The 12,832-nt window shown below is 70.9% G+C and carries 11 protein-coding genes and 1 tRNA gene; 1 reads left to right on the forward strand and 11 read right to left on the reverse strand.

From position 1 onward, the window contains the following. Positions 1 to 68 precede the first annotated feature (68 nt). Together ACQZOG_RS00375 and ACQZOG_RS00380 are read right to left on the reverse strand one after the other, a co-directional pair. Positions 69 to 1,346, reverse strand: coding sequence for a hypothetical protein (locus tag ACQZOG_RS00375; protein WP_359597865.1), 1,278 nt, complete (start codon positions 1,344 to 1,346; stop codon positions 69 to 71). Between the two features lie 199 nt (positions 1,347 to 1,545). Continuing rightward, positions 1,546 to 1,674, reverse strand: a complete 129-nt coding sequence (locus ACQZOG_RS00380) for a DLW-39 family protein (RefSeq protein WP_003999697.1) — start codon at positions 1,672 to 1,674, stop codon at positions 1,546 to 1,548. 338 nt (positions 1,675 to 2,012) lie between these two features. On the opposite strand from ACQZOG_RS00380, the gene ACQZOG_RS00385 reads away from it, so the two are divergent. Beyond that, complete coding sequence (locus ACQZOG_RS00385; RefSeq protein WP_193454372.1) at positions 2,013 to 2,438, forward strand: DUF6344 domain-containing protein; 426 nt, start codon at positions 2,013 to 2,015, stop codon at positions 2,436 to 2,438. A gap of 240 nt (positions 2,439 to 2,678) precedes the next feature. Here ACQZOG_RS00385 and ACQZOG_RS00390 read toward each other — a convergent pair whose 3' ends face one another. From ACQZOG_RS00390 to recF, 9 genes are all read right to left on the reverse strand, one after another. Beyond that, on the reverse strand, positions 2,679 to 3,056 hold the full coding sequence (locus ACQZOG_RS00390) for a VOC family protein (protein WP_163090582.1): 378 nt from the start codon (positions 3,054 to 3,056) through the stop codon (positions 2,679 to 2,681). An 83-nt stretch (positions 3,057 to 3,139) separates the two neighbouring features. Next, positions 3,140 to 3,598: an ASCH domain-containing protein gene (locus ACQZOG_RS00395; protein WP_058916457.1), complete on the reverse strand. Its 459-nt coding sequence runs from the start codon at positions 3,596 to 3,598 to the stop codon at positions 3,140 to 3,142. Positions 3,599 to 3,670: 72 nt separating this feature from the next. Beyond that, positions 3,671 to 4,882, reverse strand: a complete 1,212-nt coding sequence (locus tag ACQZOG_RS00400; protein ID WP_051724382.1) for a hypothetical protein — start codon at positions 4,880 to 4,882, stop codon at positions 3,671 to 3,673. A 125-nt stretch (positions 4,883 to 5,007) separates the two neighbouring features. Continuing rightward, positions 5,008 to 5,084, reverse strand: a tRNA-Ile gene (locus ACQZOG_RS00405). Positions 5,085 to 5,206: 122 nt separating this feature from the next. Then, entirely contained in the window at positions 5,207 to 5,938 is a 732-nt protein-coding gene (locus ACQZOG_RS00410; RefSeq protein WP_078492916.1) for a DUF3566 domain-containing protein, read from the reverse strand. Between the two features lie 17 nt (positions 5,939 to 5,955). Continuing rightward, entirely contained in the window at positions 5,956 to 8,553 is a 2,598-nt protein-coding gene (gene gyrA / locus ACQZOG_RS00415) for a DNA gyrase subunit A (protein ID WP_033273240.1), read from the reverse strand. A 42-nt stretch (positions 8,554 to 8,595) separates the two neighbouring features. Further along, positions 8,596 to 10,653: a DNA topoisomerase (ATP-hydrolyzing) subunit B gene (gene gyrB, locus ACQZOG_RS00420; protein ID WP_193467876.1), complete on the reverse strand. Its 2,058-nt coding sequence runs from the start codon at positions 10,651 to 10,653 to the stop codon at positions 8,596 to 8,598. A gap of 434 nt (positions 10,654 to 11,087) precedes the next feature. After that, positions 11,088 to 11,630, reverse strand: a complete 543-nt coding sequence (locus ACQZOG_RS00425; RefSeq protein WP_033273242.1) for a DUF721 domain-containing protein — start codon at positions 11,628 to 11,630, stop codon at positions 11,088 to 11,090. Continuing rightward, a complete protein-coding gene (gene recF / locus ACQZOG_RS00430; protein WP_037640617.1) occupies positions 11,627 to 12,748 on the reverse strand; it encodes a DNA replication/repair protein RecF in 1,122 nt (373 codons plus the stop codon). The genes ACQZOG_RS00425 and recF overlap by 4 nt, the downstream gene beginning before the upstream one ends. Positions 12,749 to 12,832 lie beyond the last annotated feature (84 nt).

Raw genomic sequence — 12,832 nt, forward strand, 5'->3', positions numbered from 1 at the left:
GCACGCTCCATCGGCGCCACACACCTCGCCGACGGCGCACGCGCCACCACGGCGGCGCCGTCCCCGGGTCACTCGGGAAGGGCCGCGCCCCGGCGCCGGGCCACCACCGTCCAGATACCGAGCCCCACGACCAGGGCGCTCCCGGTGCCGATGCCGCCCGCCGCGAGGACCCGGTACAGCGTCTCGTCGCCCGCGCCGCCGCCCTCGGTCGAGGCGGCGCCGCCGTCGTCGACGGTGAAGACGTCCTCCGGCACGGTCCCGCCCGCGTAGTCGGGCGCGTTTCGCGCCGTCCCGCCCAGCCGCACACGCAGCGTCAGCGGCACGGGTCCGTCGCCGTAGTGCTCGGCGACCTGCGGGGAGAGGTGCGCGACCAGGTAGTAGGCGCCGGCGAACCGCACCGCCGAGACCTGCTGCCCGGAGGCGTGCCGGTTCTCGTGGGCGACCGGCGGCAAGGGCTTGAGTGCCTTGGACTTCTGGCCGCCGTCGTAGCCGAGGGACAGATCCTCGACCTGGCCGCGCACAGGGTTGTAGAGGTCCAGGGTGAGCGCGGAGGCGACGTAGCGGGAGGCGTCCGTGCCGGAGCTGCCCAGTTCAGCGGTGGCGTGCAGCTGCCGGCCCCAGTCGACGGGGACCTGGTAGAAGAGCGTCTGGCCCGGCCGTATGTCGTCGCGCCACACGCCCTCACCGAGCGGGGCCGCCTGCGCGAACCCCGCGCCGCCGGAACGGCGTCGGGCGGTTCCCTGGACGGGGGCGGGCGTGGCCGAGTCCCACGCCCCGGGCGCCGCGGTGCCGTCCGGAGTCCTCGTCCCGGGCTCCGACACCGTGCTGAGCTCCAGCTCCCACGGGTCGGGGGAGGCGCCGCGCGCGTCGGGGGCGGCGCGCTCGACGGTCACGTAGTACGTCCCGGCCTCGGCGCAGAGGCTTCGCCTGGGGGAGATCTCCCGCATGGCCCACGCGGCGACCGGATGAGGGCTGCCCGGCGCTCCGAAGGTCGCCGTGTCCGCGTCGCAGGAGCGGCCGTCGGCGTCCTCCACGGTCACCTTGACGCCGTCGGCGACGGAGACGCCTGTCCCGGGCGGCGGGACGGCGGTGGCGGAGGCGTACGCGGTCTCCGTGTCGTCCAGTTCCAGGCGGAAGAGGACCTTGGCGTCGGGCGGCAGGGTGCTGCGGTAGGTCCGGCCGGGCTCCAGTTCCACGGCGTCGGCGGTGCTCGCGGCGCCCTCGATCCGGCGCGCGTCCTCGGCGAAGGCGTACGCGGGGACGGTGTCCTGCCCTGCGGCCCGGGCGGGCTGTCCCATGAGGGCGATCCCCAGCCCGAGAGCGGCCGCCAGGACCGGGCGTCCCACGGCGCCGCACCGTCGCCGTGCCGTCGTACGCCGCGCCGTGCCCTGCCGTCCCCTCACGCGCCCCCCTCGTCGCCACCGGGTCCCGCTCCGTGCCGCCGCCCATCCTGCACCGGGGGCGCGGCCCGCCCACAAGGCCCCGGACGCACAAAACCCCGACCGCGCAGGCGGCCGGGGTCTGTTCAGCGTCGTATGTCGGTACTCACGAACCCGTGGGCACGGAGTCAGTCGCCTCCGTCCACAGATCCTGCTCGGCGCGATCCGCCTGGATCTGGCGGTACACGAGGAGCCCGCCGATGGCGGCCAGTGCGACCAGGAGAAGCTTCTTCACCGCGCGACCTCGTCTTTCCTTGACGTAGGGGACCTCTGGCGCCCGACTATACACACCGGCCGATACCGATCGGTGACCTGCCGGGCCGCCTCCAACTGCCGCCCGGGGCAACCGGATCGACGCGACGCGGACGGTCCGATCGGAGGGTGATCACACCCGCACGCACGGTGTTTTCGCTCCGTTTCCTCCCGTAACCAGGGATTTCCTGCCTTCATGCACCCATCCGAGTGGTGTTCATCTGAACATCCACGCGGCGCGGGCGTCGGTCCACCACTTCGAGGCCCTCATACACATCATGAGGAAAGTACGCAAATCGCCCAACCCGAAAGTGAGGGGTCATGGCCAGGAACAAGGTCATGCAGCTGTGGAACGCCGTTGTCACCGCCTTCCTCGCGCTGTGCACGGCGCTCGGTCTCGTCACCACCGCCGCCGCGGCGGCCGTACCCCAGACCCAGAAGGCGCGCAACAGCGACAGCGCTCCGAAGACCGAGGCGCCCACGCCCACGGCCGCCCCGTGGTCCTGGTCCTCGATCAGGGCACTGCCCCCCACGATGAAGCAGCGCATCCACGCCGAGGCGCACGGCAAGTCCCCCAGCTGCCGGCACCGGCCCCTTTCGGACACGGCCGACGAGGACATCGAAGCGGAACAGGACAGTTCCACGGAACGCCGCCCCGACTCGGAACTGGTCCCCGCGCACTGCTCCCCGGACACGGCGACCACCCTGCCCGCACCCGCCTCGGCCCGGATCCCCCTGCAACGCTGAGGCCGCCGCGGCCCCGCTGCCCCGCAGACCCGACCCTCCTCGTGCCGTCGCTGCTTCACCGGAGTCCTGGCGAACTTGCGTACAGCACAACGGCACGACACGAGCACAGAGAACGAAGACCCCGGTCGTCTCCGACCGGGGTCCGGGTCATGTCCGCGTCCGGCGCCCGCACACGGCGTCGTGAGCCCCTGTGAGGCTCTGGTCGAACTTTCCCGCCACCGCCGGGCCCCGGACGGGCTCTCAGAGCGGGTCTAGACGCCTCCTCAGCAGGCAGAACACGTTGCCCTCGGGGTCGGCGAGCACATGCCACGACTCCTCGCCGGTCTGTCCCACGTCGGCCGGCCGCGCCCCGAGCGCCAGGAGACGCTCCAGCTCGGCGTCCTGGTCGCGGTCGGTGGCGTTCACGTCGATGTGCAGCCGTGTCCTGTCCGGCTGCGGCCGCTCCTGCTTGCTGAGGATCAGAGTCGGCCGCGCCCCGCCGAACCCCTCGCGCGGGCCGATCTCGATGTCCTCCCCGTCACGGTCCAGCTCCACGAAGTCGAGCACCTCGCACCAGAACCGCGCGAGCAGCTCCGGGTCACGGCACTCCAGCACCAGTTCACTGATCCGACTCGCCATGAGGCCTCACCTTCCCGTCGGAAGCACGAGCCCGCGACCGTACCGCCCCGCCCCACCCCGCGCCACGCGAGAGGTGTCACGGCTCAGCCGGCGCCGCGCAGGTCGGCGACGACACGGAAGCGCTCCAGGACGACCGGCGTCGTGTCGTCGACGGCGAAGTCCGGGTCGCCCAGCGCGGCACGCATCTCCGCGCCGCCCCAGAACCGCTCGTGGCCCGCGCGCCACTCGGCCACCCCGGCGTACCCCTCCCCCTCGTCCACCGCGTGAGCGGTGTCCACCCGGGCCAGCGGGACGACGCGCACCCCGGTCACCTCCAGGACCGCGACCGGCCGGTCCTCCGAGTCGACGAGCACCGAACGGTCCCCGGCCTCCGGCAAGGGCTCCCCCGCGTGCTCGTACTCGGCGACGAGCCCCGTCGTGGCGGTCTTGGAGCCGTCCAGGACCGCCGCGACCAGACGGTCACGCAACGGACCGGGAAAGGCGAACTCCGCCTTGGGCAGCTCCGCGACGTCCGCGGCGAACGACATGGGATCGGATGTCATCCGGCGACCGTAACCACCTGACGCCGGCCGCGCATCACAAAAACCCCCGGCCCACTGCCGCCTTCGACGCGCCTAACTGTCCCGACCGGCGGCGGAGGGCTCGGGAAGCGGGGACGGCGTGGCAGCAGACAGGGCGCCGAGCACGTACGGCAGGTCCTCGCTGCCCGCGCCGATCAGTACGCGCGCGCCGGACACCGGCCCGCCCACGGCCTCACACTCGGCGACGAGCGTCATCTGCGTGTCCTCCGCCCCGTCCGTCCGCCCGTAGCGCACGAAACGCAACCGCAGCGGGTCGTCCCGGTGCGGTGGCCGCACCCGGACCAGGCGCAGAGACCCGGGGAAAGGCCGTACTCCGAAGCTGCCGGTGTCCGAAACCGATCCGGGGGCGACGGCAAGCCCCTGCGGACCGGCCCGCAGAACCCCCATCGACAGGGCTTCCCAAGGACCCGGACCGCACACGGTGCCCCCGAAGCGGCGTTCGGCCACCGGCGCGACGGGCTCCGTCCGCTCCAGTACCAGCTTCCTGCGCCGAGCCGTCCGGTACGCCCAGCAGGCCGCGCCCACCGCGCTCACCAAACCGACGACACCCGCGGTCCACGCCATCGTCCAGGGCGAATGCGCCGCGAACACCGCGCTGCAGGCCCCGCCCAGCCCTGCCAGGGTGAAGGCCACCCCTGGCACCGTCGTCTGCCACGGCCAGTTCAACCGGGACACGCCCCCGCGGACGAGCCGCCACAGTCCCGACCACAGGAACGCGGCGCCCAGCCCGGCGAGGACCGACCCGGACGCGGCGGGAAACACGAACTCTCGGCCCGGATGGTGCGCTGTGCGCAGCATCCGCCGTTCACCGCCCGCCGACACCTCCAGCAGTCGCACCGAATCGCGCCACCAGTACAGGGTTGCCTTGCCGTGCCTGCCGACGGCTTCCACGAGGTCCCGGTCCGCGTATCCGACGTCCAGCTCGAGAGCCAGCGTGCGCCCGCCGGACCGGCCGAACTCGAACTGGTAGCGGGCGCTGCTCTTCTTCCTCAGCTTCAGCAGTACCTCGTCCACCGCCACATGCTCCGCCCGCAGGCAGAACGGCTCCTGGTACCGGTCCCCGCACACCTTCAGCCCGCCTGTGTCCCGCCCCTGAGCGTCATGAATCGCCAGGCGTGGGAAGTCGAGGTCGGCGGAGCGAGCGCGCTCCGCGGCCCGTGCCGCCTGCCACGCCGCCCCCAGCAGCACGACGGCCAGCACCACCCGCACCGTCCCCCACAGCACGTCATGCCCCCGCCCGCGCACAGGCCACACCTTCTTCCCCCTCCGGACGCCCCTCGCGCCGGTGCGCCAGCTCGGACACGCAGCGGCTGACGGCACCCCGCAGATGTCAAAGACCCCCAACCATGATCGGTTGGGGGTCTTCTCGCTGGTGGGGCTAACAGGATTTGAACCTGTGGCCTCATCCTTATCAGGGATGCGCTCTAACCAACTGAGCTATAGCCCCGCCGCGCTTTGCGGGGGTGTGTCCCGCGCGCTGACTCCTGAAGATTAGCGCACGACCGGGGCAGTCCCAAAATCGGTTCTCCGCGGGCCGTCAGCGCGGCCCGCGGGCGCCCGGTGAGCTGGTCACTCGTCCTCGGCCAGGGTGAGCTCGACACCGCCCACGAAACCGGCCGACAGGTTGTAGATGAACGCGCCCAGGGTCGCCAGCGCCGTCGCCAGGATGACGTCGATGACGGCGATGACCGTCGTGAACATCAGGACGTTCGGCAGCGACAGGAACGACTGCAGGTCGAAGCCGTTCGAGCCCTCCGAGCCGGTCGCCTCGGAGATCGTGCCGCCGACGGTCGAGAAGACGCCCATGGCGTCCATGACCATCCACAGCACCGCGGCCGCGACGATCGTGCAGATGCCGAGTGCGATGGACAGCAGGAAGCTGACCTTCATGACCGACCACGGGTCGGCCTTCGCCACGCGCAGGCGCGCCTTGCGCACGCGCGGGGTGGTGCTGGCGCCCGTGCGGGGACGCCGTACCGCGCCGGTGCGGCCGGCCGCGGCGCCGGCCTGGGCCGGGTAGGCCTGCGGCGGGTGGTACGGGCCCGCCTGCTGCTGCGGCTGCCGTTCCCCCGGCAGCGGTGAGGCCGCCTGGGCCCCACCCTGACCGGGTGCGGCCTGCTGGCCTCGGGTGTCCGTCACGGTTCCCCCCTGGGATCCACGTCTGGTCGAGGAGGCGTCGGGCGCCTTGATCGCTTTGAGATTGGTCGTGTGCGGATCTGCCGCCCGCGCGGCGGAGCCACGGCCGCCGCCGTCCGTTCCCGTACTGGTACCGGCCGGCCCGGCGCCCGTGGCTCCGCTCACGTGACTCACTCCTCGTGCTACTCGGACGCGGGCGCCTCGCCCTGGTCCGTACCGGTGGTCGCGTCCCCGTCGGCGGACTCGTCCACGGCCACGTCGCCGTCGACTTCCTCCGCCTCGCGTCCTGCTTCGGCGTTACGGGCGATGCCGACCACGGCATCGCGCTTGCTCAGGTTGATCAGTTGGACGCCCATGGTGTCACGGCCGGTTTCCCTGATCTCGTTGACTCGCGTGCGAATCACACCACCTGACAGCGTGATGGCGAGGATCTCGTCGGTCTCCTCGACCACCAGCGCGCCGACGAGGGAACCGCGGTCCTCGACGATCTTGGCGGCCTTGATGCCGAGGCCACCGCGGCCCTGGACGCGGTACTCGTCGACAGCGGTCCGCTTCGCGTACCCGCCGTCTGTGGCAGTGAACACGAACGTACCGGGTCGAACAACATTCATCGAGAGCAGCTCGTCCCCTTCGCGGAAACTCATGCCCTTGACGCCCGAGGTGGCACGGCCCATGGGCCGCAGCGCGTCGTCCGTCGCCGTGAACCTGATCGACTGTGCCTTCTTGCTGATCAGGAGCAGATCATCCTCGGCCGAGACGAGTTCGGCACCGATCAGTTCGTCGTCGGTTCCGTCCTCCTGCTCACGCAGGTTGATCGCGATGACACCGCCGGACCGCGGGGAGTCGTAGTCCTTCAGCGGGGTCTTCTTCACCAGGCCGGCCTTGGTGGCCAGGACCAGGTACGGCGTCGCGTCGTAGTCGCGGATGGCGCGGATCTGGGCGATGGTCTCGTCCGGCTGGAAGGCCAGCAGGTTCGCCACGTGCTGCCCGCGCGCGTCCCGGCCCGCGTCCGGCAGCTCGTACGCCTTCACCCGGTACACGCGGCCCTTGTTGGTGAAGAACAGCAGCCAGTGGTGCGTGGTGGAGACGAAGAAGTGGTTGACGATGTCGTCTTCCTTGAGCTTCGCCCCGCGCACGCCCTTGCCGCCGCGCTTCTGCGCCCGGTAGTCGTCGGTCTTGGTGCGCTTGATGTAGCCGCCCCGCGTGACCGTGACGACGATGTCCTCCTCGGCGATCAGGTCCTCGATGGACATGTCGCCCTCGTAGGGGATCAGCTTCGTCTTGCGGTCGTCGCCGTACTTCTCGACGATCGCGGCCAGCTCCTGGCTGACGATGCCGCGCTGGCGGACCGGGGAGGCCAGGATCTCGTTGTACTCGTTGATCTTCGCCTGGAGCTCGTCGTGCTCCTGGACGATCTTCTGGCGCTCCAGGGCGGCCAGCCGGCGCAGCTGCATCTCGAGGATGGCGTTGGCCTGGATCTCGTCGATCTCCAGGAGGTCCATCAGGCCGCCGCGCGCGACCTCGACGGTGTCGCTGCGCCGGATCAGCGCGATGACCTCGTCGATGGCGTCCAGGGCCTTCAGCAGGCCGCGCAGGATGTGCGCCCGCTCCTCGGCCTTGCGCAGCCGGAAGCGCGTACGGCGGACGATGACCTCGATCTGGTGCGTCACCCAGTGGCGGATGAACGCGTCCAGCGACAGCGTGCGCGGCACGCCGTCGACCAGGGCCAGCATGTTCGCGCCGAAGTTCGTCTGCAGGTCGGTGTGCTTGTACAGGTTGTTCAGCACGACCTTGGCGACCGCGTCCCGCTTCAGCACGATGACCAGACGCTGGCCGGTCCGCGAGGACGTCTCGTCGCGCACGTCGGCGATGCCGCCGATCTTGCCGTCCTTCACCAGGTCGGCGATCTTCTGCGCGAGGTTGTCGGGGTTGGTCTGGTACGGCAGCTCCGTGACCACCAGGCACTGGCGGTTCTGGATCTCCTCCACCTCGACCACCGCGCGCATGGTGATCGAACCGCGGCCCGTGCGGTACGCCTCCTCGATGCCCTTGCGGCCCACCACCAGGGCGCCGGTCGGGAAGTCGGGGCCCTTGATGCGCTCGATGAGCGCGTCCAGCAGCTCCTCGTGCGACGCCTCGGGGTTCTCCAGGTACCACTGGGCGCCGGCGGCGACCTCGCGCAGGTTGTGCGGCGGGATGTTGGTCGCCATGCCGACCGCGATACCGGCCGAACCGTTGATCAGCAGGTTCGGGAAGCGGGCCGGGAGGACGGTCGGCTCCTGGGAGCGGCCGTCGTAGTTGTCCGTGAAGTCGACGGTCTCCTCGTCGATGTCACGGACCATCTCCATCGACAGCGGCGCCATCTTGCACTCGGTGTAGCGCATCGCCGCCGCGGGGTCGTTGCCCGGGGAGCCGAAGTTGCCGTTGGAGTCCACCAGCGGCATCCGCATCGACCACGGCTGCGCGAGGCGGACCAGCGCGTCGTAGATCGAGGAGTCGCCGTGCGGGTGGTAGTTGCCCATGACGTCGCCGACGACGCGGGCGCACTTGTAGAAGCCGCGCTCGGGGCGGTAGCCGCCGTCGTACATCGCGTACAGCACACGGCGGTGGACGGGCTTGAGGCCGTCACGGACGTCGGGCAGCGCGCGCGACACGATGACGGACATCGCGTAGTCGAGGTACGAGCGCTGCATCTCCGTCTCGAGCCCGACGGGCTCGACGCGCATACCGGCCGCGTCCGGGTCCTCGAGAGGCGTGACGGGAGTGTTCTCGTCGGTCATTGCTGGTGAAGGTCCTTCCTGGTGCGGTCAGCTGAGACCGACTCAGATGTCGAGGAAGCGGACGTCCTTGGCGTTGCGCTGGATGAACGCGCGTCGGGCCTCGACGTCCTCGCCCATCAGGACGGAGAAGAGGTCGTCGGCCTGGGCGGCGTCGTCCAGGGTGACCTGCCCGAGGACCCGGTGCTCCTGGTCCATCGTGGTGATGCGCAGCTCCTCGGCGTTCATCTCGCCGAGGCCCTTGAAGCGCTGGACGGAGTCCTCACGGATGCGCTTGCCGGCGTTGCGGCCCATCTCGATCAGCGCGTCGCGCTCGCGGTCCGAGTACGCGTACTCGAAGTCGTCCTTGCCCCACTTGATCTTGTAGAGCGGGGGACGGGACAGGAACACGTGCCCGGCCTCGACCAGCGGCCGCATGAAGCGGAACAGGAACGTCAGCAGCAGGGTGTTGATGTGCTGGCCGTCGACGTCGGCGTCCGCCATCAGGATGATCTTGTGATAGCGGAGCTTCTCGATGTCGAAGTCCTCGTGCACGCCGGTGCCGAACGCGGAGATCATCGCCTGGATCTCCTGGTTCTGCAGGATCCGGTCGATGCGCGCCTTCTCGACGTTCAGGATCTTTCCGCGGATCGGGAGGATCGCCTGGTACTCGGGGTTCCGGCCGGACTTGGCCGAGCCGCCGGCGGAGTCACCCTCGACGATGAAGATCTCGCACTTGGTCGGGTCGTTCGACTGGCAGTCGGACAGCTTGCCCGGCAGCGACGCCGTCTCCAGCAGGCCCTTGCGGCGTGTCAGGTCGCGCGCCTTGCGGGCCGCCACGCGCGCGGTGGCCGCCGCGATGCCCTTGCGGATGATGTCCGCGGCCTCGTTCGGGTTGCGGTCCAGCCAGTCGGCGAGGTGCTCGTAGACGACCTTCTGCACGAAGGTCTTCACCTCGGTGTTGCCCAGCTTGGTCTTGGTCTGGCCCTCGAACTGCGGCTCGCTCAGCTTGACCGAGATGATCGCGGTCAGACCCTCGCGGATGTCGTCACCGGTGAGGTTGTCGTCCTTGTCGCGGAGCAGCTTCTTGTCGCGCGCGTACTTGTTGATCAGCGAGGTCAGCGCCGCACGGAAGCCCTCCTCGTGCGTACCGCCCTCGTGGGTGTGGATGATGTTGGCGAACGAGTACACGCCCTCCGTGTAGCCGCCGTTCCACTGCATGGCGACCTCGAGCGACAGGTGCCGCTCCTTGTCCTCCGCCTCGAGGTCGATGACGGTGGGGTGGACCACCTCGCCCTTGCGGGAGTTGAGGTACTTCACGAAGTCGACGATGCCGCCCTCGTAGTGGTACGCGACGCTCTTGACCTCGTGCTTCTCGTCCTCGCCCGCCTCGTCCGCGCCGGCGGTCGCCTTCGCCGACTCGCGCTCGTCGGTGAGGTTGATCCGCAGGCCCTTGTTCAGGAACGCCATCTCCTGGAAGCGCCGGGAGAGCGTCTCGAACGAGTAGTCCGTGGTCTCGAAGATGTCGCCGTCGGCCCAGAAGGTGACCGACGTGCCGGTCTCCTCCGTCGCCTCGTGCTGCTGCAGGGGCGCGGTGGGCACACCCAGCTTGTACTCCTGCGTCCAGCGGTAGCCGTCGGTCTTCACCTCGACGGCGACGCGCGTCGACAGCGCGTTGACCACGGACACGCCCACGCCGTGCAGACCGCCGGACACCGCGTAACCGCCGCCGCCGAACTTGCCGCCCGCGTGCAGCACGGTGAGGACGACCTCGACGGCGGGCTTGCCCTCGGAGGGGACGATGCCCACGGGAATGCCACGGCCGTTGTCGACGACGCGGACGCCGCCGTCGGCCAGGATCGTCACGTCGATGGTGTCCGCGTGGCCGGCCAGCGCCTCGTCGACCGAGTTGTCGACGACCTCCTGCACCAGGTGGTGCAGGCCCCGCTCGCCCGTCGACCCGATGTACATGCCGGGTCGCTTGCGGACCGCGTCCAGGCCCTCGAGGACGGTGATGGCGCTCGCGTCGTACGACGTGGCGTCTCCGGTCGAGGAGCCTGCCGCGTCGCCGGCGGCGGTGTCGGTGGACGGGATGTTCTCGTTGGGGTTGCCGGAATCGGCCACGAAGCGCCCTTTCTGGCACAGCACGAGCCGGGCTCGTCGGCAGGTTGCCGGAGCGGCTGCGGCATGTTGCGTTGGTAAGCCTTGATCAGCGTTGCTCAGCGTCTTCCCGGGCGGTCCCCACGATCGGGGCGGGATTGTCTTCCAGTCTACCGGTAGCGCTGACATCGATGGGGGTTTGCGGGCACCTGAGTCCGCATGTGCCGCCCGGAAACGGCCTCGTCCGACTCCCGATATGCGGATGGGGGCTCCAGAGGCCCCACGAGGGCACTCAGCGCTTCCGGCCGTCAACCCTTGGCTACTTAGGAGTCAGGTGGCGGTTCGCACCCGCTTCCGACCGCACGACGAAGCGGGCGTCCGGCCCGCGAACGCGGTGCTCGGACGCCCTGATGTGATGTCTCTCACGTACGTGCGGCGGGGCGGAAAAAGCCCCCGGATCACCCGTACGTGTCGCCCGGGCCGGTGCTTCCCGGGGCGCGCAGCGGCCCGTAACGGCGGGCCGGACCGGCCGGTCCCACCACCTTGATCAGCCGCACGGTGCCGTGCCCGAGGTCGTCGTTGAGACGCGCCACGAGCGTCGGCGCCAGCAGCCGCAGATTGGTCGCCCAGGCCGTCGAGTCACAGCGCACCACGAGCACCCGCTCGTCCTCGTCGTACCGCTCCGGCTCGCAGTGCTTGGCGACGTCCTCGCCCACGATCTCCGGCCAGCGCCCCATCACCCCGCCGACCGCCGCCGGGGCCTCCCAGCCGCGCTCGGTGAGCAGCCGGTTGATCGCCGCGCCCAGCGCCATCGGATCGCGCCGGTCACCACGCGCGCCGGAGCGCAGGCCCCCGCGCCGCGCCTGCTTCTTCTGCTGCGCCGCGTCCCCGCGCGCGCGTGCCGCCTCCCGGGCGGCGCGCAGCGCCACGCGCGCCAGGTCGACGCCCGACGGCTCGGGGCCCTTGCCGGCTCCGCCCGCGGGCGGCCGCTCCTCGCTCACGCGCGCTCCACCGTCCCCTCGGACACGGCGAACCGCGCGCCCGCCAGCACGTGCGGCACGTCGTCGTCGACGGCGGCCGTCACCAGCACCTGCTCGCCGGGGGCCACCAACTCCGCCAGCCGCTCCCTGCGGCGCGCGTCGAGTTCGGCGAAGACGTCGTCGAGCACCAGCACCGGCTCGTTGCCCTCGGCCCGCAGCAGGTCGTAGGAGGCGAGCCGCAGCGCCAGCGCGTACGACCACGACTCGCCGTGCGACGCGTAGCCCTTGGCGGGCATCTGGCCCAGCTTGAGCAGCAGGTCGTCGCGGTGCGGGCCGACCAGGGTGACCCCGCGCTCGATCTCCTGCTTGCGGACCTCCGCGAGCGCGGCGATCAGCTGCTCGAAGAGATCCTCACGGGTGTGCGCCTCGCCCGGCGCCGACGGCTTGTACTCCAGCGCCACCGGGCCGCCGCCGGGCGCCAGCTGCTCGTACGCCTTGTCGGCCAGCGGCTGCAGCGCGGCCAGCAGGTCCAGGCGCTGCGCCAGCAACTCCGCGCCCGCGCGGGCGAGATGCTGGTCCCACACGTCGAGCGTGGACAGGTCCAGGGTGCGGCCGCCGTGCCGGCGGGCCAGCGCCGCCGACTTCAGCAGCGTGTTGCGCTGCTTGAGCACCCGGTCGTAGTCGGAGCGCACGCCCGCCATGCGCGGGGAGCGCGCCGTGATCAGCTCGTCCAGGAAGCGCCGGCGCTCACCCGGGTCACCCTTGACCAGTGCCAGGTCCTCGGGCGCGAACAGCACGGTCCGTACGATGCCCAGCACGTCACGCGGTCTGACCTGCGAGGACCGGTTGATGCGGGCGCGGTTGGCGCGGCCCGGGTTGAGCTCCAGCTCGATCAGCTGCTGCCGGTCGCCCTGCCGGACCTGGGCCCTGACGATCGCGCGGTCGGCTCCCATGCGCACCAGCGGCGCGTCCGAGGACACCCGGTGGCTGCCGAGGGTGGCGAGGTAGCCGACCGCCTCGACGAGGTTCGTCTTGCCCTGCCCGTTGGGCCCGACGAAGGCCGTCACCCCGGGGTCGAGCGGGACCTCGACCCGGGGGTAGGAGCGGAAGTCGGCCAGTGACAGATGCGTGACGTGCATGGTCGTTCCGCCGACCTCCTCCGGCGTTGTGGACCGCCGCGCGGTCCTGTGGACATCGGTTCCGTGGACTTCGGTCCTGTGGAC

The sequence above is a fragment of the Streptomyces sp. P13-3-3 genome (assembly GCF_050571355.1).
Lineage (GTDB): Bacteria > Actinomycetota > Actinomycetes > Streptomycetales > Streptomycetaceae > Streptomyces > Streptomyces althioticus.